17 protein-coding genes are annotated in these 21,612 nt (G+C 67.2%); 7 read left to right on the plus strand and 10 right to left on the minus strand.

Annotated elements, in window-relative coordinates; translation table 11 throughout:
- Window positions 1-184: 184 nt before the first annotated feature.
- The 3 genes from ARC63_RS07085 to ARC63_RS07095 all read right to left on the minus strand — a co-directional run bounded on the left by ARC63_RS07085 (window position 185) and on the right by ARC63_RS07095 (window position 3,177).
- Window positions 185-967 carry a helix-turn-helix transcriptional regulator gene (locus ARC63_RS07085; protein WP_057502896.1) on the minus strand — a complete coding sequence of 261 codons (783 nt, stop codon included), beginning with the start codon at window positions 965-967 and terminating at the stop codon, window positions 185-187.
- A gap of 153 nt (window positions 968-1,120) precedes the next feature.
- A protein-coding gene (gene prfB, locus ARC63_RS07090) for a peptide chain release factor 2 (protein ID WP_097048047.1) occupies window positions 1,121-2,246 on the minus strand; the annotation gives its coding sequence in 2 pieces (ribosomal slippage) (window positions 1,121-2,170 and window positions 2,172-2,246; 1,125 coding nt in all).
- 70 nt (window positions 2,247-2,316) lie between these two features.
- Entirely contained in the window at window positions 2,317-3,177 is an 861-nt protein-coding gene (locus tag ARC63_RS07095; RefSeq protein ID WP_057502897.1) for a LytTR family DNA-binding domain-containing protein, read from the minus strand.
- Window positions 3,178-3,352: 175 nt separating this feature from the next.
- Here ARC63_RS07095 and ARC63_RS07100 point away from each other — a divergent pair, with 175 nt between their 5' ends.
- Complete coding sequence (locus ARC63_RS07100; protein ID WP_057502898.1) at window positions 3,353-4,555, plus strand: acyltransferase family protein; 1,203 nt, start codon at window positions 3,353-3,355, stop codon at window positions 4,553-4,555.
- Window positions 4,556-4,564: 9 nt separating this feature from the next.
- Window positions 4,565-5,551 carry a phosphatase PAP2 family protein gene (locus ARC63_RS07105; RefSeq protein WP_057502899.1) on the plus strand — a complete coding sequence of 329 codons (987 nt, stop codon included), beginning with the start codon at window positions 4,565-4,567 and terminating at the stop codon, window positions 5,549-5,551.
- 61 nt (window positions 5,552-5,612) lie between these two features.
- Here the strand turns inward: ARC63_RS07105 and ARC63_RS07110 are convergent, their stop codons facing one another.
- Together ARC63_RS07110 and recJ are read right to left on the minus strand one after the other, a co-directional pair.
- On the minus strand, window positions 5,613-8,522 hold the full coding sequence (locus tag ARC63_RS07110; protein WP_057502900.1) for a VIT domain-containing protein: 2,910 nt from the start codon (window positions 8,520-8,522) through the stop codon (window positions 5,613-5,615).
- A gap of 145 nt (window positions 8,523-8,667) precedes the next feature.
- Window positions 8,668-10,425, minus strand: a complete 1,758-nt coding sequence (gene recJ / locus ARC63_RS07115) for a single-stranded-DNA-specific exonuclease RecJ (protein ID WP_057502901.1) — start codon at window positions 10,423-10,425, stop codon at window positions 8,668-8,670.
- A gap of 122 nt (window positions 10,426-10,547) precedes the next feature.
- Here recJ and ARC63_RS07120 point away from each other — a divergent pair, with 122 nt between their 5' ends.
- Together ARC63_RS07120 and ARC63_RS07125 are read left to right on the plus strand one after the other, a co-directional pair.
- On the plus strand, window positions 10,548-11,591 hold the full coding sequence (locus ARC63_RS07120; protein ID WP_057502902.1) for a DUF1176 domain-containing protein: 1,044 nt from the start codon (window positions 10,548-10,550) through the stop codon (window positions 11,589-11,591).
- Window positions 11,592-12,650: a DUF1176 domain-containing protein gene (locus ARC63_RS07125; protein ID WP_064968328.1), complete on the plus strand. Its 1,059-nt coding sequence runs from the start codon at window positions 11,592-11,594 to the stop codon at window positions 12,648-12,650.
- 80 nt (window positions 12,651-12,730) lie between these two features.
- On the opposite strand, the gene ARC63_RS07130 is transcribed toward ARC63_RS07125, so the two are convergent.
- From ARC63_RS07130 to dapB, 5 genes are all read right to left on the minus strand, one after another.
- Window positions 12,731-13,648 carry a phosphoglycerate mutase gene (locus tag ARC63_RS07130; protein ID WP_049409010.1) on the minus strand — a complete coding sequence of 306 codons (918 nt, stop codon included), beginning with the start codon at window positions 13,646-13,648 and terminating at the stop codon, window positions 12,731-12,733.
- Window positions 13,649-13,652: 4 nt separating this feature from the next.
- Window positions 13,653-14,117 carry a transcription elongation factor GreA gene (gene greA, locus ARC63_RS07135; protein ID WP_026347191.1) on the minus strand — a complete coding sequence of 155 codons (465 nt, stop codon included), beginning with the start codon at window positions 14,115-14,117 and terminating at the stop codon, window positions 13,653-13,655.
- Window positions 14,118-14,125: 8 nt separating this feature from the next.
- Window positions 14,126-17,368 carry a carbamoyl-phosphate synthase large subunit gene (carB, locus tag ARC63_RS07140; RefSeq protein WP_010482523.1) on the minus strand — a complete coding sequence of 1,081 codons (3,243 nt, stop codon included), beginning with the start codon at window positions 17,366-17,368 and terminating at the stop codon, window positions 14,126-14,128.
- 148 nt (window positions 17,369-17,516) lie between these two features.
- Complete coding sequence (carA, locus tag ARC63_RS07145) at window positions 17,517-18,644, minus strand: glutamine-hydrolyzing carbamoyl-phosphate synthase small subunit (RefSeq protein WP_010482524.1); 1,128 nt, start codon at window positions 18,642-18,644, stop codon at window positions 17,517-17,519.
- A 289-nt stretch (window positions 18,645-18,933) separates the two neighbouring features.
- On the minus strand, window positions 18,934-19,662 hold the full coding sequence (dapB, locus tag ARC63_RS07150) for a 4-hydroxy-tetrahydrodipicolinate reductase (protein WP_082587826.1): 729 nt from the start codon (window positions 19,660-19,662) through the stop codon (window positions 18,934-18,936).
- Window positions 19,663-19,752: 90 nt separating this feature from the next.
- Between dapB and ARC63_RS07155 the strand changes: the two genes are divergently transcribed.
- Genes ARC63_RS07155 through ARC63_RS07165 form a run of 3 tightly spaced genes read left to right on the plus strand, consistent with a single transcriptional unit; the run spans window position 19,753 to window position 21,551 of the window.
- A complete protein-coding gene (locus ARC63_RS07155) occupies window positions 19,753-20,514 on the plus strand; it encodes a 3-oxoacyl-ACP reductase (protein ID WP_414616236.1) in 762 nt (253 codons plus the stop codon).
- 4 nt (window positions 20,515-20,518) lie between these two features.
- Window positions 20,519-20,914, plus strand: a complete 396-nt coding sequence (locus ARC63_RS07160) for a MerR family transcriptional regulator (RefSeq protein WP_057502906.1) — start codon at window positions 20,519-20,521, stop codon at window positions 20,912-20,914.
- A 55-nt stretch (window positions 20,915-20,969) separates the two neighbouring features.
- The gene (locus ARC63_RS07165) at window positions 20,970-21,551 is read left to right on the plus strand and encodes an NAD(P)H-dependent oxidoreductase (protein WP_057502907.1); all 582 of its coding nucleotides are present in this window, start codon (window positions 20,970-20,972) and stop codon (window positions 21,549-21,551) included.
- The last annotated feature ends 61 nt before the right edge of the window (window positions 21,552-21,612 follow it).

Consider the following 21,612-nt stretch of genomic DNA (forward strand, 5'->3'; position numbering starts at 1 on the left):
ACCCCGGTCTTGCCGTGTGCGTAGGACAGCGTACACGAGCAAGCGGCTGCCAAGCCCCCAGGGACGGGTTTACGGCGTCCCCGCACTCCGACACCGCCCCGCCATCTCACGGAATGCCCGCTGTTGCAGTTGCTGTCGCTTCGGCCTCTGCGGGTGCAGGGCTGCAAGCCCTGCCGAACACCCCCTACTTCCGCGGCAGGTAAGTCACCAGGGACAGATCGTGCCGGCTCTCCGGCACCAGCGCCACGTACTGCAGGTCCAGCAACCCGCGCGTGGGATGGTTCAACTTCTTCGCACCTTCATCGAACCGCCGCACGTCGTGCTCCGGCCACCACTGACGGAATTCCTCGCTGTGCGCGGCAATGTCCTCCACCAACGCCAGGAACGGCGCCTTGTCCGGCGCCTGCGCCATCGCCGCACGGAAACCTGCCAGCAGGCCGCGGGTCATTTCTTCCCAGTTGAGAATCAGCGTACGGTACGGCGAGTACAGGAACATCAGCCGCAGCGTGTTGCGTTCATGCGGCGCCAGCTGGCTGTAGTCCACGAACAGCTCAGCGATGGCCGGGTTCCAGGCCAGGATGTCGAAGCGGGTATTGCGCACATACGCAGGGATCGGCTGCATCGCCTCCACCAGCTGGCGCAGGCCATCGGTCACGCTTTCGTCCGGTGATTCCAGTGGCACGCCATAGCCGGACAACGCGAACGCATAGGCGCGTTCGTCGTCGCTCATGCGCAGCACCTGCGCCAGGCGCTCAAGCACCTCGGGCGAGGCACGCACTTCGCGGCCCTGCTCGATCCAGGTGTACCAGCTGACGCTTACGCCGATGGCCAGCGCCACTTCCTCGCGCTTCAGGCCCGGGGTGCGCCGGCGCCCGGCCGGAAGGCCGAGCGTGGCGGGATCGACACGGGCGCGGCAGGCCTTGAGGAAGCCGCCGAGTTCCTTGCGTTCACTTTCGCTGCGCATCATCGCTACCGCCGTGCCCGTTGTAGCGTCGAGCCATGCTCGACGCATCTGCTACCCCGCGAAAAGCAGCTGAGCATGGCTCAGCTCTACAGGACGCGTGATCGACCACCCTCGGCGTTGCGCACGAGGGTGACGATATCCGCGCAGGCGCGCCGATCAGGCATCGACGCGCTTGGAGCCCACAGCCAGGCCGGCCTTCAGGCTGGCCTCGACGAACTCGTCCAGGTCGCCATCCAGCACCTTCTGCGTATCTGAACGCTCGATGCCGGTGCGCAGGTCCTTGATGCGGCTCTGGTCCAGCACGTAGTTGCGGATCTGGCTGCCCCAGCCGATGTCGGACTTGGTGGCTTCCACCGCGTCCTTCTCGGCGTTGCGCTTCTGGATCTCCAGCTCGTACAGCTTGGCGGCCAGCATCTTCATCGCGTTGTCGCGGTTCTGGTGCTGGCTGCGGCCGGTCTGGCAGGCCACAACGATGTTGGTCGGGATGTGGGTGATACGCACTGCCGACTCGGTCTTGTTCACGTGCTGGCCACCAGCACCGGACGAACGGTACACGTCGGTCCGCAGGTCGGCCGGGTTGATGGTGATGTCGATGTTGTCATCGATTTCCGGCGACACGAACACCGAGGTGAAGCTGGTGTGGCGGCGGTTGTCCGAGTCGAACGGCGACTTGCGCACCAGGCGGTGCACGCCGGTCTCGGTCTTCAGCCAGCCATAGGCGTAGTCGCCTTCCACGCGCAGGGTGGCCGACTTGATGCCGGCGACGTCGCCACCGGAGACTTCCATCAGCTCGGTCTTCCAGCCGCGCGATTCACACCAGCGCAGGTACATGCGCAGGAGGATCTCGGCCCAGTCCTGGGCTTCGGTGCCACCGGCACCGGCCTGGATGTCGACGAACGCGGCCGCATTGTCCATCTCGCCGGAGAACATGCGCTGGAATTCCAGCTTCTCGACGTGCGACTGGTGCTTGTCCAGGTCGGCGACCACGGCCAGCGCGGTGTCCTCGTCCTGCTCGGACTCGGCCAGCTCAAGCAGTTCGGTGGCATCAGCCAGGCCGTCGAGCACCGAGGCGATGCCGCCCACGGTCTTTTCCAGGCTGGAGCGCTCGCGGCCCAGATTCTGGGCGTACTCGGCGTTGTTCCAGACGTCGGGGCTTTCCAGCTCCCGCGTTACTTCTTCAAGACGCTCTTTCTTGGCGTCGTAGTCAAAGATACCCCCGAAGCGACAGCACGCGATCGGTCAGATCGGTGATGCGCTGGCGGACAGGATTCAGTTCGATCATGTCGGCGGTTATGCATTCAAAAGATGACTGGTAATGATACCGCAGGCCGGGGATGCCCGGAATGAGGGCCTTACCCTGCCCCCAGCGCCTGCCGCAGCAACGGCAGCTGGCGCCGGCTGCAGGGCACCTTCGCCCCGTCGGCCATATGCAGCAGGGCCTCGCCCCCCTCCAGCGGCTCGATCGAGCGCAGCTGGCCCCGGTTGATCAGCCAGCTGCGGTGCGGGCGCAGGAACTCGCTCGGGTCCAGCCGCTGCTCCAGCACCGCCATGGTGATCCGCAGCGGGTAGTCGTGCCCGCGTACCCGCAGGTTCACGTAGTTCCCCGCGGCCTGGGCGTACTCCACGTCGGCGGTGGCGACCAGGAACTCCTTGCCCAGCTTGCGCACCAGGAAGTGCTGCGGGCGCTCGACCGGTTCCACCGGCGGGCCGACGTCAGGCTCGGCCAGCAGGCTCGCCTCACCCTGCCTGCGCCGCCCGAACCAGCTGGCGAAGTGCTCCAGTGCCACGAACATCGCGAAGGTGCGCACATCCTTCAGGTATTCGTAGGCAAAACGCTCCAGCCAGCCGGCATCGTCCTGGTACCGATAGCCCAGCGCTCCATAGGCCAGATGCCGAAGCACCATCATCCCCACCACGTGCAGCAGCGACCAGCCTACGCTGGCCAGCAGATACACCGGCAACCGCTGCTTCCAGGTATCGGCATGCAGCGGCCAGCGCTCGCAGCCCCACCACAGCAACGGCAGGGTCATCAGGACCAGGCAAAGGCTGCTGAACTCCCAGATCATCGGCTCCCACAGGCCGAGATCGGCGCCGCGGCGACTGGCGTCCATCACTTCCACCAGCGCATTGGTCACTGCTGAAGCCGACAGGATGGTCGCCCATACCAGCAGGCGCGTTGAAGTACGCCAGCGCGATGGTCGGCCCTGGGTCATTGCTGCATCCATGTTGTTGCGGTGCTCCAGCCTGCCTCAAGGGACCAAAGGTAGCCGCTCCATTGGTCCCGCCACCCCCGCCATTGGTCACTGCGCGGGTTCCGGCAGCCCCTTGGCAGTGGCTGCACAGGCCGGACGGCGTCACGTTGGCTCGACCTTCCGGCACACCTCCACCATGACCCGACGCCACGACATCGACGCCCTGCGCGTGTTCGCCTTCGCCCTGCTGATCCTCTACCACACCGCCATGGCCTATGTGGACGACTGGGGCTTCCACCTCAAGAGCGTGCATACCGCCGAATGGCTGCAGTGGCCGATGCTGTTCGTCAACCGCTGGCGGATGTCGCTGCTGTTCCTGATTTCAGGCATCGCCATCACGCTGATGCGGCCGGAAGGCAGGCTGCTGCGCTTTGCCGGCCTGCGCACGTGGCAGCTGCTGCTGCCCCTGCTGTTCGGCATGTTCGTGATCGTGCCGATCCAGCCCTACTGCGAGGGCGTGGCCAACGGTCATGTTGCGCCCGGCTTCGGGCATTTCCTTCTGCGCTACTGGCAGGTGCGGCCGTGGCCGGAAGGCAGTTTCGCCGGCTGGCAATACGGCATCACCTGGAACCACCTGTGGTACCTGGCCTATCTGTGGAACTACACGCTGGCCCTGGCCCTGCTGATGCCATTGCTGGGAACGGCCGTGGTGCGTCATGCGATCGCGTTCTGCGCCGCCTCGCCGATACTGCTGATCGGAATTCCGTCTGCGCTGCTGCTGGCCTGGGTGATCTGGCTGGAGCCGGTCTATCCGTCCACCAATACCCTGCTTGGCGACTGGTACCAGCACGCGAAGTACGCGACAGTGTTCCTGGCCGGCTACCTGCTCGGTCGCGAGCCGGTGTTCTGGCAGCGCGTGGTCTCCCTGCGCCGCACCACGCTGTGGCTGGCGCTGGCGGCGGTCGGCTGGTATCTGGGGTTGCGCATCCTCGGCCAGGTGCTGCCGGCTGACTCCTCGCTGCGGCAATGGCCTGAAACGTTCTGGGACCTGCAGGGCAGGACCAGCCAGTCGGTGTATGTCTGGACCGCGCTGCTGGCCATCCTCGGCTGGGGCAAGGTCTTCCTCGACCGCCCGTTCGGCTGGCTGCCGTACTGCACCGAGGCAATCTATCCCTGGTACATGCTGCACCAGAGCCTGATCATCGTGCTGTTGTTCTGGCTCAAGCCATTGCAACTGGGTCCTTGGCTGGAGCCGTCGCTACTGCTGGGCGGCACCGTCGGCGGCTGCCTGCTGATCCACGAACTGCTGATCCGACGCTCCCGCTGGCTGCGGCCCCTGTTCGGCCTGAAGGCCGATCCGCTATCGTCACCGGCGGTACGCGCCGCCACGGCGCAATGAGGACAACGGATGTTCCAGACCCACTGGCACCTGTGGCTGCAGCAGACCTTCGACGGCGGCTGGATGCTGGCGCTGATGCAGTTCATCAGCCTGCTCGGCTACGAAATGGCCTACACAGCGCTGATCCTGCTCTGCGCGTTCGGCGCACGAATGCGCGCCGGCCTGTGCGTGATGCTGGCGGTACTGCTGATGGCCTGCGCCACCCATGCGATCAAACAGGGTGCCGCCCTGCCCCGTCCATCGGATGTGGATGCACGCGTGCTGGACAAAGGCGTGCCGTCGCACCCGTTCGTGGTCGACGGCGGAGGGCACACGTTCTGGTCCCTGCCTGATGCCCGGGCCACCGCGATGCTGCGCGCGCAGCCCGATGCCGACTATGGCTTCAACAGTGGCCACGTCGGCGTAGCCACCGCCGCCTGCGTGGGCCTGCTGCTGGCCTTCGGCATCCGCCGCCGCTGGCTGCGCTGGGCATTGGCGTTCGGTTGGCCACTGCTGATGGCGGTGTCACGGATGTACCTGGGCCGGCATTTCCTGGCCGACGTGCTGGCCGGCTGGCTGGTCGGCATCGGTGTTGCGCTGCTGGCGTGGCAGTTGATGCCAGGCATGCGCTCAAACCAGCGTTGGCAGCTGCCGGTCCTGCTGGGGCTGGGCGTGCTGATGGCATGGGCGGCAGCGACCACCCGCTTCGTTCCAGTGGGTGAAGCCGGTCGACTGCTCGCACTGGGCCTGCTGGTGGCGTGGCTGCAATGGCGTGGCTGGCCGAAGGACCCGCAGGGTATCGTGCAGCGGATATTGCGCGTGTTGGGCGTGGTGCTGATCTACCTGCTGGCGCGGCCGTTGATCGACTGGCTTGCCGGAACTGCGAGGCTGCCCGACGTGCCGGCTACCGAGCTGCTGTGGCAGACCGTCGGCACGCTGTTGGTCCTTGGCGGCGGCGTGGCGCTGACGCGGTGGATTCCGCGCCAGCGCCTTCCGGCAGTCGAAGACGTGCGGTAGATCCGCGCCATGCACGGACAGGCCCTTCCCCGGCTGTGCAGCCGCCGGGCATGGCCCGGCACTACCGCACCTCGAACTCGCCCACCAGCACGGTTTCGGCGCGATCCTTCAACCGCATCGTGACCATCTGGTCCTTCTGCTTCGACGTGCCCCAGTGGGTGGTCAGGCGCAGCATCAGCGTCGTCGCCCCGGTCACCAGCTGCTGGCGGCTGCCGAAGTAGTTCGCTTCCACCTTGTACTTGCCCGGCTTGGCGTTGCGTAGCGAGAACTGCTCGGGACCATAGCCGCCGGTGAAGTCCTGCGACATCTGCCCGCCCTGGTAGGTCAGGCGGTTGCCGTAGTAGGCGCGCTCGCCGTTCGGGTCGGTCACCCACAGGTCCATGTCGCTGTTGTCGGCATCCCACGACAGCACCACCCGCAGGTCCAGCGGCATCGCCTGCAGCAGGCGCGGGTCGATGCTGGTGGTATCCAGCCGGGGCGTGCTGCGGGCCACCAGGTTGGTCAGTTCATCCAATGCGATCAGGGCGATGCCATCGAAGCGGCTGTCCCACGGCCGCACCACCACCTGGTACAGTGGCGCCAGCGCCTGCTGCGGCTTGCCGGCCGCCGCCAGTGCCAGGCCGAGGTCGCGGAAGCTCTGCGGTTCCTCCTGGCCCATCGCCAGCACCTGCTCGAACACCGGCACCGCCAGCGCGGGAGCATCGGCCTGCATCAGTCGGTAACCGAGCACGCGCAGTAGGTGGCGGTTGTCCAGGTCCATCTCGGCCAGGTTCGACAACACGCGCAGTGCCAGGTCGCGCTGACCCTGCGCCAGCAGCAGGTCGGCCACGTCGAGGAAGAATGCGCTGCTGTCGGCATGGGCATCGCGCTCGGCCAGGTAGCGGTCATACAGTTGCGACGCCGGGCCCTGGCGCAGGCGCCGGGCGATGGTCGAGTCCGGCTGCCAGGCCGCCAGCTGGATGCCGAGCTCGCCCTCGTTGGCGGCAGCGGGCGCAGCGACACGGCCACCCGTGACCGTGATTGAATCCAGGGCCTTGTTGGATGCAGGCGCCGAGCGACGTGCACGCGCGCTGCTGGCTTCCATGCGCTGCTCGGCGGCGGCCATCGGTGCCGGGGCGGGCGGTGCCGCAGGGGCAGGCGCGGCGAGCATCGCCACCGGCGCCGATTCCATCGCGTAGTCCGCGGAGGCCACTTCCAGTGCCCCGCCCTTCGGCTGCTGCGGCATTCCCTTCGGCCAGCTGCGGTTCCACCATTGCTGGCGCTCCCTCCAGCGTGCAGCCACTTCATCCAGACGCTGGCGATCTGCAGCGGCGCGATCGCTCACCTGCCTCGCGAAGCGGGCATCGTACTCGGCGCGCAGTTTGCCGGACGGGCGGATCGCGTAGCGCAGGTAGTCATCCAGGGTTTCCAGCACGATCAGCGAGGTATCCGGCCCCACCAGCCCAAACTGCTGGGACAGGCGCTGCATGGCCTCACGGTTGCTGCGGCGGTCGACGGCCAGTTGCTGCAGGCGCGCCTGCGCCCACAGGCCGGCCAGCAGTTCGCCGTCATCGCTTTTCTGCGTGGGTGGCAGCGCCTGCCATTCGCCGCCACCCACGCGCACCCGCATCGGCACGCCGTCGGCGGCCAGTCGTGCGTGCAGCCACAGCCAGCCCTGGGCTTCACTGCGACGATCGATCACCACGTCCTGCACGCCGCGCCCCGCATCGACCTGCACATCCAACGGCGACGACAGCAGCGCGCTGGCAGCTGCCCCCACATCCTTGCCCAGCGCGACGAAGCGACCGCCATGGGATTCGCTCCAGCCGCGCAGGCGCGTGCTGTCGGTGCGGGCACCGGCGCTGCTGATCGCGAACAGGCGCTGATCCGGTGCCAGCGTCGGCAATTGCTCCGGCCCATAGGTCAGCAGGCCATCACTGACCAGCAGGTATTCCTTCACACTCGGCTGCGGCTGCCACTGGGCCAGCGCGCTGGCACCGTCCGGGCGCACCGCCTGCAGTGCCGCGCGCAGCTCGCTCCAGTTGCCTGCGCGGATACGGAAGCGCCGTAGCGGTTCGGCGCGGTCGCGCAGCACGGTCAGTGCCACCGTGCCGTCACCCATTGCGGCGAAGTACCGATCCAGCAGGGCGAACTCACGCGTGCGGTCGCGCTGGCCCGCTGAGCCGGAGCCATCCCACAGCAACCCGACCTCGCTGGGCATCGCGCGTGGCGTGGGGCTGACCGGCACGGGCAGCTGCGCCAGCAGGTAGTGGCCGTCCTGCCAGGGCGCCACCTGGACTTGTGCCTGACGTGCTGCGGGCAGGCTCCACTGCAGCTGCGCCGGTAGCTGCGCGCCCTTGCCCTGCCAGTGCAGCTGGCCCGTGCTGATGCGGAACGGAGCCGCACCTGCACTGGTCGTGGCAGGCGCCTGCAGCTTCAGTTCAACCGAGGCCGCACCGGCGGCGAACTGCAGCGGCAGCGTCCACTGCCAACCGTGGCCGTCGAAGGCCAACGGCTCACGCATCACCAGCTGCACGCGCCGACTGCCGCCGGCAGGTAGCGGGTAGATGCGCAGGCGGAACTGGTTGCCAGCGGTCTGTTCCAGCAGGCCCGGGTCGACGCCGCGGCGGGCAATCTCCTCGAATACCTGACGACCGCGGTCCTTGGGCACCGGCACCGCGTCACGCATCTCGCCGTTGATATCCAGCGCGAAGCCGCTGATCTGCTGACCGTCGCCCAGCGGGAACTGCAGCTCACCTTCCAGCACGCGCCGGTTCGGGTTATGGAATTCCAGGGTGATCCGGGTCTGGGCGATGCCCGCCTGGACTTCGCCCTCGATGCGTGCGCGCTGCAGCTGCACCGGTTGTTCGGCGGCCGGCGCGATCAGCAGCGGCGTGGCGGCCTGCGGCCGGGAGATCGGCGGCGACTGCGCGCCAGCGGGCCAGGCCACAAGGGCCAGCAACAACACAGTGCAGCATCGGGCGAAGACCATGACCGGACTCCAGTGGGATCTTAGACCGTTGAACGCACGAGCTGCCGGAACGGGGTTGGCGGGGTCCCAAAAAAGGGGACGGAGGGGATCAAGTCGCAATGGCAAACAAGGCAAAAACGACTTGATCCCCTCCGTCCCTTTTTCTTCAAGCGGGGAGGCTGTGCTCCACAATCAGCTGGATGGCGCTGCCGCCGCGATAGTCATCGCAGGCGAGCCGGTAAGCGAGATGCACGTGGCGGCCCGGTGCGTTGCCGTGCCAGCCGCCGAAATGGATCGCGTTGATCGTGCCGGGTACGCCCGGCAGGCGCAGCTCCAGCTTGAGGTGGCGCTCCTTCAGCACGCGCCAGTTGGCCACTTCGAAGTAGCCGTCGAACAACGGTTCGGGGAAGCCCTGGCCCCACGGTCCGGCCAGGCGCAACGCGACGGCGTGGCGATGATCGAGCTCGTCGGCGGCCAGTTCGCCGTCGCTGAGAACCTGCTGCTGCAGTGCCGCCGGATCGAGCATTTCCAGCACCACGGCCACAAAGGTGGCCTTGAAGTCATCGACGTGATCCAGGCGCATGCTCAGTCCAGCCGCCATGGCATGCCCACCGAAGCGTTCGATCAGACCCGGATGGCGCGCATCGACCAGCGCCAGTGCGTCACGGATGTGCAGGCCGGGGATCGAGCGCGCCGAGCCACGCAGGGTGTCGGCGCCCGGTTCGGCCGGCGCGAAGGCGATCACCGGGCGATGCAGGCGATCCTTCATCTTCGATGCAACCAGACCGACCACGCCCGGATGCCAGTCCGCGTCGAACAGGCAGGCAGCCACCGGGCGCTGGCCTGCCATGTCCAGCACCACGCGGGTCAACGCCTGCTCGGCGTCGTCGGTCATCGACTGCTGCACGGCGCGCCGTTCCGCATTGATCTGCTCCAGCGTCTGCGCGATCTCGCGCGCCTGCCGTGGGTCTTCGGTCAGCAGCAGCGCGATGCCCAGCGCCATGTCTTCCAGCCGGCCCGCCGCGTTCAGGCGTGGGCCGAGTGCGAAGCCGATGTCGGAGGCCGTCAGTCGCGTGGCGTCACGGCCACTGGCTTCGATCAGCGCACGCAGGCCGACACAACCCTGCCCTGCGCGCAGACGGCGCAGGCCCGCACTGACCAGCGCACGGTTGTTCGGATCCAGCGCCACCAGGTCGGCGACGGTGCCGACCGCCACCAGGTCCAGCAGCGTGGTCAGGTCAGGTCCCTTGCCATCGGCAAAGACGCCGGCCTCGCGCATCTGCCGGCGCAACGCCATCAGCACGTAGAAGATCACGCCGACACCGGCCAGCGATTTACTGGGGAAGGCGTCGCCGTCCAGATTCGGATCGACGATGACGTCGGCCGGCGGCAGCTGCGGGCCCGGCAGATGGTGGTCGGTGACCAGTACCTGCCAGCCACGTGCCTTGGCCGCAGTCACGCCGGCATGGCAGGCAATGCCGTGGTCGACTGTGACCAGCAGGTCCGGCTGCAGCGCGGCCAGCTCCTCCACCAGCGACGGCGACAGGCCATAGCCATGCACCATGCGGTTCGGCACCGCGTGGAAGACGTGTTGCGCGCCGAGCATGCGCAGGCCGCGCACACCGACCGCACAGGCGGTGGCGCCATCGCAGTCGAAATCGCCGACCACGAGGATGCGCTTGTCATTGGCGATGGCCTCGACCAGCAGGCCCACTGCATCGTCGATGCCGGTCAGCAGCTCGGGGGCGTGCAGATTGCCCAGCTTCGGCTGCGCCAACTCCGGTGTACCTGCACCGCGACTGGCGTAGAGCCGCGCCAGCAACGGCAGCGTGCCCTCCGGCCAGAGGCCGGGCACGACCGCATCGCGGCGGCGGATCATCGGCGTATCAGAGGACGGCTGCACAGCATCGGCGGCAAGGGACATCGGCATCGCCGGGTGACGGAAGACCCGGGCATGATACCCCGCCCGGCTTGCCGGGCTCTTCCCGGGCTTGGCGCAGAGGTGGCGATCGCCCATGCTTGTTCGCTTCTGAAACGGAATTCGCCATGTATCGCCCGTTGTCCGCACTGATTGTCGGCCTGCTGCTGCCGCTCGCCCCCGATGCCGGAAACACGACGGCCACACCCGGTATCGAGTTCGTGCACCACGACTGGTTCCTGGCCTGCGACAACACCGGCACCTGCCGTGCCGCGGGTTATGGCCCGGAGAGCGCCGACAGCCACCTGGGACTGATGCTGGAACGTGCCGGCGGACCCGGCACGCCGGTGAAGGCGCGGCTGCGGGTGGGCGAGGATGGCGAAAGCGCAATGCCTGAAGGAGCGATGCGCCTGCTGGTGAACGACCGTGATCTGGGCCCGGTGCAGGACACCGGCGCCGACGAGGCCGTGACGCTGCGTCCCGCGCAGGTTGAAGCACTGCTCGCCGCTCTGCCCGGCCGGGCCCGCATCGAGGTCATCGACAACAACGGCACACGCTGGCCGATTTCCGACCGTGGGGCTGCCGCCGTACTACTGAAAATGGACGAGACACAGGGAAGGATCGGTACACCCGGCGCCCTGGTGCGGCGTGGCACGCGCGCCGAAACCAGAGTGCCGGCTGCATACGCCAAGCCGGTGATCGTGAGCGCGGCGCTGGTGGCGCCACGTTCCGGAGACAGCGAACTGGGAAGCAGCGAAGCGCTGCGCGATGCCGTGATCGCCACGCTCGGCGACAGTGACGACTGTCCGCGCCTGATCGAGTACACGGGCACCCCGGAAATGGTGATCGAGCGGCTGGACGAGCACCATGTACTGGTGCAGGCGCTGTGCCAGATGGGGGCGTACAACTACAGCAATGGCTTCTGGATCGCGCGTGATGAGCCGCCGTTCGCCCCGCAGACGATCACGCTGGAGGCAGAGGGCTTCTCGCGCGCCGAACGCACGCTCTACGCACGCTACAAGGGCCGTGGCATTGGCGACTGTGTTTCCGGCTCGGACTGGGTATGGGACGGCCGCAGATTCCAGCCCAGCAGCGCTTTCAGTACGGGCCTGTGTCGCGGCATACCGGGCGGACACTGGATGCTGCCAACCCTGATCAGCGAGGTGCGTTGAATGCACGCATCTTCACTGTTACGCACGCCACTCCTGTTGGCGTTGCTGACACTGGCATCGACGGCAACGGCCACAGAGCCGGTTGGCATATCGTTCGTGGAAGGCGACGGCGTGATGGCCTGCGACAACACCCGCACCTGCCGGCTGGCAGCCTACGGTCCATTGGCGCCGCTGATGCTGAGCGCGCTGATCGGGCGCAGCGGCGGGCCGCGCGCGGCGGTCACCGCCCGGCTGTCCATGGCCGACGGCGGAGAGGACGCGCCTGCGACCCCTGCGGCGGTGGCCCCCGAAGGAACGTTGCACCTGCACGTGGACGGAGAGGACCTCGGTGCCATCGGCCACAGCGAAGCACTCGACTCTGGCCTGGAGCTGCCCACGCACTACGTGACCGCCATGATCGAGGCCCTGCTGGCGGGCAAGCGCGTCGAGATGAGTGACGCTACGGGCAACGCGTGGCCGCTGTCCGACCGGGGCATCTACACGCTGTTGCTGAAGATGGACGAAGTACAGGGTCGGCTGGATACGCCTGGCGCGCTGGTGCGCAAGGGCTCACAGCCGGAATCGAAGGTCCCGGCTGCGGTTACCGCGCCACCCCTGAAGGCACCGCCGCTTCTGGTCGAAGCACAGGAAGGCGACGCGCAGCTGGCCGAGCGGTCGGATCTGCTGCAGCAGCTGCAACCGGTGGCCGCTGCGGGAAATGCGTGCGACCGGATGTCGTCGCGCCAACTCCGTATCGAACGGGTAGATACCAACCATGTCCTGGCGCTGTTGAATTGCGCAACCGACCGCTACATCGTGTCCGCAGGTGCATGGCTGATCCGCGACCGCCCACCGTTTTCGCCCACGCTGATCACCGCGAGCACGCTGTTTCCGCTCTATCCGTATGCCATATTCCTTGAAGAAGGTTCTGTGACCGACACCGATCCCTGCGGCACGAACCGGCACTGGGCCTGGGATGGCTCGCGCCTTGTCCTGAGCGCGACGTATCTGGGTGAATACTGCTCAACCCGGAGCCGCAGGCACTGGTCATTGCCGACCTACGTTACAGAAGTCCAGTAATGATGAAGCCGAGCATGGGCTCGGCGCTACAGGGGGAATCAGCAGCACCCGTGGCTGTGCGGCAGCGCGCAGCGTCGGCTTCAATCGTGCAGCTGGCGCGGCTTCTTCCAGAACTGCCAGCGCTGTCCACGGTCCAGCTGGAACTGCAGGCCGTCTTCGAAATCCAGCACCAGCCGCTGCAGCTCACCACGCTTGAGCGCGGCCAGCAGCGGACGGATCGCTTCATTGCCGAGCTGCTGCAGGGAACGCAGCTGGCGCAGATCCACCAATGCATCCACCGCCTGCTCGCCGTCCACGGCGACGCCAGCCGCCAGGGCCAGGCCCTGCAACAGGGCATCGCGGCTACGCACCTGTGCGTGCGGCGTGCTGACCGACACCGGCATCACGCCACCGCCCCAGAACCACAGCGAATTGATCGGCTGTTGTCCCTGCGCGGCGCGCTGCTGGTTCCAGGAATGGTTGTGCAGCAGCACCTGCGCTTCGGTCATCAGCGCCCGCCAACGACGGCCGCCCTCGCCTTCGGGCAGGTGAGAGAACAGGTCATCGCCCAGCACCTCGTCCGGACTGTCGAAGTCCGGCAGGGCCAGGTCGATCGGAAGCCGCAGGTACCAGCGCGAAGGATCCGGTGCGTCGAGCACGAATCCGGCATCGGCAAACAGCGGCTGCAGCACCGGCAACAGGGCCAGGCAGTCCGCCAAGGTCGGCCGCAGCGTCTCGCCGTAGGCCATCATCCGCGCGCCGTGCATGTCCGGCACCATGCAGGCCGGGTCGGCACGCAGCCAGCAGGCGCCGGCTGCATCGCCGACGTCGCGCTGGCGGGTCAACGCGGCCACCGGCCAGTGCGGCGCGGCAACCGTGAAATGGCGCGTCAGTTGTGCGCGTTCGCCCGGTGCGACCTGCACCGTCGTGGCACGGCCGAGCGCACGCGCCACATCGTCCGGCAGCGCAGCCGCGGCAAAGCGGCTGCGTGCAGGCAACAGCAGGGTCGCCGTCGCCACGTGGTCAGTCCACGTAGCTGACGCTGACGATCTCGTACTCGCGCTGGCCGGCCGGGGCGTCGATCACGATCGAATCGCCTTCCAGCTTGCCGATCATCGCGCGCGCCACCGGCGAGGAAATCGCGATCAGGCCCAGCTTGATGTCCGCTTCCAGGTCACCAACGATCTGGTACTTCTTCTCTTCGTCGGTTTCCACGTCGGCCAGCGTCACGCTGGCGCCGAACACCACCTTGGAGCCGGCATTGAGCTTGCTCACGTCGATGATTTCGGCGTGCGACAGCTCACCTTCCAGCTGCTTGATGCGGCCTTCGATGAAGCCCTGTTCCTCGCGCGCGGCATGGTACTCGGCGTTCTCCTTCAGGTCACCGTGCTCACGCGCCTCGGCGATCGCGGCGATCACCTTCGGCCGCTTGACCGACTTCAGGTGATCCAGTTCGTCGCGCAGCTTCTGCGCGCCCTTCATCGTGATGGGGGCTCTCATGCATTCAACTCCTTGTGCAGCTCCTGCAGCGACCAGACGGGGCCGGTGCCGCGGAATTCCAGTGAATCCACCAGCGCCTTGGCGCCGGCAATGGTGGTCGAGTAGGTGACGCGATGCTGCAGTGCCTCGCGACGGATCGAGAACGAGTCGTTGATCGCCGAACGACCTTCGGTCGTGTTGACGATGTAGACGATCTCGCCGTTCTTGATCGAGTCGACGATGTGAGGACGGCCTTCGACCACCTTGTTGATGATCTCGCAGTCCATGCCATGCTGCTGCAGCCACGCGGCGGTGCCACGGGTGGCGACCAGGCTGTAGCCACGCGCCAGCAGCGCCTTGGCCACCGGCAGCACGCGCTTCTTGTCCGGATCACGCACCGAAACGAAGGCCTTGCCGACCGGCGGCGCCTTGATGCCACCGGCTTCCTGCGCACGCGCGAAGGCGGCGTTGAAGGTGCGGCCTACGCCCATCACTTCACCGGTGGAGCGCATCTCCGGCCCGAGGATCGGATCGACGCCCTGGAACTTGGCGAACGGGAAGATCGCTTCCTTCACCGAGTAATAGTCCGGCACGATTTCCTTGGTTGCACCCTGCTCGGCCAGGCTCTTGCCAGCCATGCAACGGGCGGCGATCTTGGCCAGAGGCATGCCGGTGGCCTTGGACACGAACGGCACGGTGCGCGAGGCACGCGGGTTCACTTCCAGCAGGTAGATGGTGTCGGCACCTTCGTCGCTGGTCTGGATCGCGAACTGGGTGTTCATCAGGCCGACCACGTTCAGGGCCTTGGCCAGCTCCACCACCTGGCGGCGCAGTTCGGCCTGGGTTTCAGCCGACAGCGAGTACGGCGGCAGCGAGCAGGAGGAATCGCCCGAGTGCACGCCAGCTTCTTCGATGTGCTCCATCACGCCACCGATCAGGACGTTGCCATCCTTGTCGGCGATGATGTCGACGTCGCACTCGACGGCGTTGTCGAGGAAGCGGTCCAGCAGCACCGGCGAATCGTTGGACACCTTCACCGCGTCGCGCACGTAGCGGGCAAGGTCGGCTTCGCCGTAGACGATCTCCATCGCACGGCCGCCCAGCACGTAGCTCGGGCGCACCACCAGCGGGTAGCCGATCTCGCGGGCCAGCAGCAGGGCTTCCTGGTCGTTGCGGGCGATGCGGTTCGGCGGCTGCTTCAGGCCCAGCTTGTCGACCAGCTGCTGGAAGCGCTCACGGTCTTCGGCCAGGTCGATCGAGTCCGGGCTGGTGCCGATCACCGGCACGCCGTTGGCTTCCAGCGCGCGCGCCAGCTTCAGCGGGGTCTGGCCGCCGTACTGCACGATCACGCCCTTCGGCTGTTCCAGCTCGACGATTTCCAGCACGTCTTCCAGGGTCAGTGGTTCGAAGTACAGGCGGTCGGAGGTGTCGTAGTCGGTCGACACGGTTTCCGGGTTGCAGTTGACCATGATGGTTTCATAGCCATCCTCGCGCAGCGCCAGTGCCGCGTGCACGCAGCAGTAGTCGAACTCGATGCCCTGGCCGATGCGGTTCGGGCCACCGCCCAGGATCATGATCTTGTCGCGGTTGCTCGGCGCGGCCTCGCACTCGTCCTCGTAGGTCGAGTACAGGTAGGCGGTACCGGTGGAGAACTCACCGGCACAGGAGTCCACGCGCTTGTAGACCGGGCGTACCTTGTGCGCACGACGCAGCGCGCGGATGGCGGCTTCGTTGGTACCGGTCAGCTGCGCCAGGCGCGCGTCGGAGAAGCCAGCGCGCTTCAGCTTGCGCAGGCGTGCAGCGTCCAGCGCATCGATGCCACCGGCAGTGACTTCAGCTTCCGCCGCGATGATTTCCTCGATCTGGTCCAGGAACCAGTGATCGATGAACGACAGTGCGTAGATCTCTTCCACGCTCATGCCGGCGCGGAACGCATCGGCGACGAAGAACAGGCGCTCCGGGCCCGGCGCCTTCAGCTCGCGGCGCAGGGTCTGCAGGTCTTCTTCGTTGGCCAGGTCCAGGCCGGTCGGGTCGAAGCCGACCTTGCCGGTTTCCAGGCCACGCAGGGCCTTCTGCACCGACTCCTGGAAAGTGCGGCCCATCGCCATCACCTCGCCCACCGACTTCATCTGGGTGGTCAGGCGGGCGTCGGCGGCCGGGAACTTCTCGAAGGCGAAACGCGGGATCTTGGTGACGACGTAGTCGATGGACGGCTCGAACGAGGCCGGGGTCAGGCCGCCGGTGATCTCGTTCTTCAGTTCGTCCAGGGTGTAGCCCACGGCCAGCTTCGCGGCGACCTTGGCGATCGGGAAGCCGGTGGCCTTGGAAGCCAGCGCCGAGGAACGCGACACACGCGGATTCATCTCGATGACGACCACACGGCCGGTCTTCGGGTTGATACCGAACTGCACGTTCGAGCCACCGGTATCGACGCCGATCTTGCGCAGCACGGCGATGGAGGCATCGCGCAGGCGCTGGTATTCCTTGTCGGTCAGGGTCTGCGCCGGCGCCACAGTGATCGAGTCACCGGTGTGCACGCCCATCGGGTCCAGGTTTTCGATCGAGCAGACGATGATGCAGTTGTCCGCAGTATCGCGGACCACTTCCATCTCGAATTCCTTCCAGCCCAGCACCGACTCTTCCACCAGCACTTCGGTGGTCGGCGACAGTTCCAGGCCGCGGCTGACGATCTCGACCAGCTCTTCGCGGTTGTAGGCAATGCCGCCACCGCTGCCGCCCAGGGTGAAGCTGGGGCGGATGATGGTCGGGTAGCCGACGCGGGTCTGGATCTCCAGCGCTTCGTCCAGGGTGTGGGCGACGGCGGCGGTCGGGCATTCCAGGCCGATCTCACCCATGGCCACGCGGAACAGCTCGCGGTCTTCGGCCATGCGGATCGCTTCGCGCTTGGCGCCGATCAGTTCGACGTTGTACTTCTCCAGCACGCCGTTGTCGGCCAGGTCCAGCGCGCAGTTCAGCGCGGTCTGGCCACCCATGGTCGGCAGCAGCGCGTCGGGCTTTTCCTTGGCGATGATCTTCTCGACCGTCTGCCAGTTGATCGGCTCGATGTAGACGGCGTCGGCCATCTCCGGGTCGGTCATGATCGTGGCCGGGTTGCTGTTGACCAGCACCACGCGGTAACCCTCGTCACGCAGGGCCTTGCAGGCCTGGGCGCCGGAGTAGTCGAACTCGCAGGCCTGGCCGATGACGATCGGGCCAGCACCGATGATGAGGATGGTCTTGAGGTCAGTGCGCTTGGGCATTTTCTTCTCTAAGTCAGTACAGCGTGACAAGGGGGGTGATCGCACGCTGTCGATCAGGAATCTTGATCCGCAGCGCCGCGCCGGGGGCAGCAGCGATGCGGGGTTTACGGTCCATCGCGACGCCACCGGGGGGCCGGCGGCGTACTGATCACGCCTTGGCCTGCTCCATCAGCACCACGAAGCGGTCGAACAACGGACCGACGTCGGTCGGGCCCGGCGACGCTTCCGGGTGGCCCTGGAACGAGAACGCCGGCACGTCGGTGCGGGCCACGCCCTGGTTGGTGCCGTCGAACAGCGAACGGTGGGTCACGCGCAGGGTCGGCGGCAGGGTCGCTTCATCGATCGCGAAGCCGTGGTTCTGCGAGGTGATCATCACCCGGCCGCTGTCCAGGTCCTGCACCGGGTGGTTGGCACCGTGGTGGCCGTGGCCCATCTTCATGGTCTGCGCGCCCGAGGCCAGGCCCAGCAACTGGTGGCCCAGGCAGATGCCGAAGGTCGGGATCTTCACGTCGATGAAGGTCTTGATCGCTTCGATGGCGTAGTCGCACGGTTCCGGGTCACCCGGGCCATTGGACAGGAACACGCCGTCCGGCTTCAGTGCCAGCACTTCAGCGGCCGGGGTCTGGGCCGGCACCACGGTCACTTCGCAGCCACGCTCGGCCAGCATGCGCAGGATGTTGGTCTTCACGCCGAAGTCGTAAGCCACGACCTTGAACCGGGACGGCACGCTGACGAAGGCGTTGGCATCCAGGTCGAGCTGGCCCTCGGTCCAGGTGTAGGTCTTCTCGGTAGTGACAACCTTGGCCAGATCCATGCCCTTCAGCCCCGGGAACTTGCGGGCGGCTTCCAGTGCCTTTTCCACGTCGATGTCGCCGGCCATCAGCGCACCGTTCTGCGCGCCCTTCTCGCGCAGGATGCGGGTCAGCTTGCGGGTGTCGATGCCGGCGATGGCGACCACGCCGCGCTGGATCAGCCAGTCCTGCAGCGACACCTGGCTGCGCCAGTTGCTGGGACGGCGCGGAACGTCGCGCACGATCAGGCCGGCCGACCACACCTTGGACGCTTCATTGTCCTGGTCGGTCATGCCGGTGTTACCGATATGCGGATAGGTCAGCGTGACCATCTGCCGGGCGTAGGACGGGTCGGTCAGCACTTCCTGGTAGCCGGTCATGGCGGTGTTGAACACCACCTCACCGACGGACAGGCCGGGCGCGCCTACGGATTCGCCCTCGAATACGGTGCCGTCTTCGAGGACGAGGATTGCGGCTTGGGTCACGGGAATCTCACTTTGGCTACCGAGGGGGCTGCCGAAGTCACGCCTGCGCTTCACGGAAATCCGGTTGCAAAAAAGCGCGGACGTACGGTCTGGGACCGGTCCGGCTTTCGTGATTCGGCGAGTGCGAATTGTAGCGCTGCCGGGGCGCTCGCGCCAGCGGTTATCGCGCTTGATGAACAGGCGATTGCGTATTCATTTCAATCCGGCGGCGTATGCGGCGCCCGCTGGTAGCGCCGGGCCATGCCCGGCGGAACCGACACCGACGCCGGGCACGGCCCGGCGCTACCGGTTAACGCGGCCCGTCCAGCAGATCGCGCACCCGGTAGCTGCCCGGCGCGCGGCCGTGCAGCTGGCGGGCGGCGAACAGGGCGCCGCGGGCGAAGATGTCGCGGTTGGTGGCCCGGTGCACCAGCTCGATGCGCTCGCCCAGCCCGGTGAACTGCACCAGATGCTCGCCGACGATGTCACCGGCGCGCAGGCTGGCGTAGTGCGGTTCCGCCCCACCCCGCTGCGCGGCCGCGCCCAAGGTCAGCGCGGTGCCCGACGGCGCATCCTTCTTCTGGGTGTGGTGCGACTCGACGATGTCACAGTCCCAGCCGGCCAACGCCTGCGCCGCGCGCTCTACCAACTCGTCCAGCACCGCCACGCCCAGGCTGAAGTTGGAGGCCCAGACCAGCGGGATCTTCGCAGCCGCCGCGTCCAGCGCCTGGCGCTGCGTGCTGGAGATCCCGGTGGTGCCCGACACCAGCCCGGCACCCCGCTCCACGCACAACGCCAGCATCGGGTCGAAACCCTCCGGCAGGCTGAAGTCGATCGCCACGTCGAACACCGGCGCGCCGGGCAGTTCGCTGGCACCGAAGAACGGCACGCCGTCGACCACGCGCTGCGCCGGCGCACGGCCGGTCACCGCGGCCACGATCTGCAGGGTTTCGGGATGTTCGGCGGCCAGCCGCAGCAGGGCCTGGCCCATGCGCCCGGAGGCGCCGTGAATGAGCAATCGCAGGGGAGTCTGGTTCATGCCTGCAGGCTAGCGGCAGCACGCCCGCTCCGGCAAGCGCCATCGCTGCTACGCTGCATGCCCTTTCATGCAATGGATGGCAGCTCCCTCATGCAGATCAGCGAACAGCTGGTGCTGGTCACCGGTGGCGGACGCGGACTTGGCCAGCACATCGCCCGCGCCTTCGCCGCACAGGGCGCGCGCGTCATCGTCAATTACCACCGCAGCGAAGGCGCCGCACGTGCCCTGGCTGCCGAGCTGAGCGGACAGGCGATCGCACTGCCGGCCGACGTCACCGACCGCGGCCAGGTCGATGCGATGCTGCAGCAGGCAATGGCCCACTTCGGGCAAGGCGTGACAACCGTGGTCAACAACGCGCTGGCGGCGTTCTCGTTCAATGGCGATGCCCGCGACGGCGCCGCAGATATCGGCTGGCCGGCCTTTCAGGCGCAGTTCGAGGGCAGCGTGCGCGGCGCGCTGAACACCGTGCAGGCGGCCCTGCCCGGCATGCAGGCCCGTCGCTTCGGCCGGGTGATCAACATCGGCACCAACCTGTTCCAGAACCCGGTCGTGCCCTACCACGACTACACCGCCGCCAAGGCCGCACTGCTGTCGCTGACCCGCACCCTGGCCGGCGACCTCGGCCCGCATGGCATCACCGTGAACATGCTGTCCGGTGGCCTGCTGCGCACCACCGATGCCAGCGCCGCCACGCCCGAAGCGGTGTTCGACTACATCGCCGCCAACACGCCACTGCGCAGCGTCACCACACCGGCCGAATTCGCCGATGCCGCGCTGTTCTTCGCCAGCCCGTGGTCGCGCGCGGTGACCGGCCAGAACCTGGTGGTCGATGGCGGACTGGTGCGGAACTGAACCGATGCGCATCTCCGAGGTCAGCCGCCTGACCGGTGCCAGCGCCAAGGCCATCCGCCTGTACGAGGCGCGTGGCCTGTTGCCGCCGGTGCCACGACTGAACCGCTATCGCGACTACAGCGAACAGGACGTGGCCTGGGTGCAGCTGATCCGCCAGGCACTGGCGCTGGGTATCACCCTGGCCGCGATCTCGCGCCTGCAGCGCCGCGACGGACGGCTCGACTGGCCTGCGGTGCTGGCCTTGCTGGAACAGCAGCGCACACGCATTGCCAGCGAACGGGCGCGGCTGGCGCAGGTCGAGCTCGCCCTGCAGCAGGTCACCGACGAACTGCAGCAGTGGCTGCACTCCGGCAGCGGCGACTGCATCCTGGATCCCAGCGGCTGCACCACCCCGGTTTGACTCTGCCCCTGGGGCAGACCCCAACCTCGCGCACTTTCCATTGCCCGAGGTTGCCGTGTCCCGTTCCGTCCTGATCCTGCTCGGCCATCCCGAGCGCGACAGCCTGTGCGGCGCGCTCGCCCAGCGCTATGCCACCGCCGCTGAAAACGCCGGCCACCGGGTACGCCTGATCGCACTGGGCGATCTTGAATTCGACCCGGTGCTGCGCCACGGCTACCGCCAGATCCAGCCGCTGGAAACGGATCTGCAGGACGCCGCCGAGGCGATCGAAGCCTGCGATCATCTGGTGCTGGTCTACCCCACCTGGTGGGGTGCAATGCCGGCCCTGCTGAAGGGCTTCTTCGATCGCGTGCTGCTGCCGGGGTACGCCTTCCGCTACCGGCGCGATTCGGTGTGGTGGGACCGGCTGCTGGCCGGACGCAGCGCACGGGTGATCACCACCCTGGACACGCCGCCCTGGTATTACCGCTGGATCTACCGCGACCCGGGCATCAGCCAGATCCGCGCCACCATCCTGCAGTTCTGCGGCATCCGCCCGGTGCGTGTCAGCCGCCTCGGTGCGGTACGCAGCAGCTCGCCGGAGCAACGCAATCGGTGGCTGGCGCTGGCAGCAGAGCTGGGCTCACGCGCCCGGTAGATCCACGCCATGCGTGGATGAAATGCTGGCCAGTGTTCCGGATGTCGCGTTTGCCAATTGA

It is taken from the genome of Stenotrophomonas geniculata ATCC 19374 = JCM 13324 (genome assembly GCF_001431625.1).
Taxonomy (GTDB): domain Bacteria; phylum Pseudomonadota; class Gammaproteobacteria; order Xanthomonadales; family Xanthomonadaceae; genus Stenotrophomonas; species Stenotrophomonas geniculata.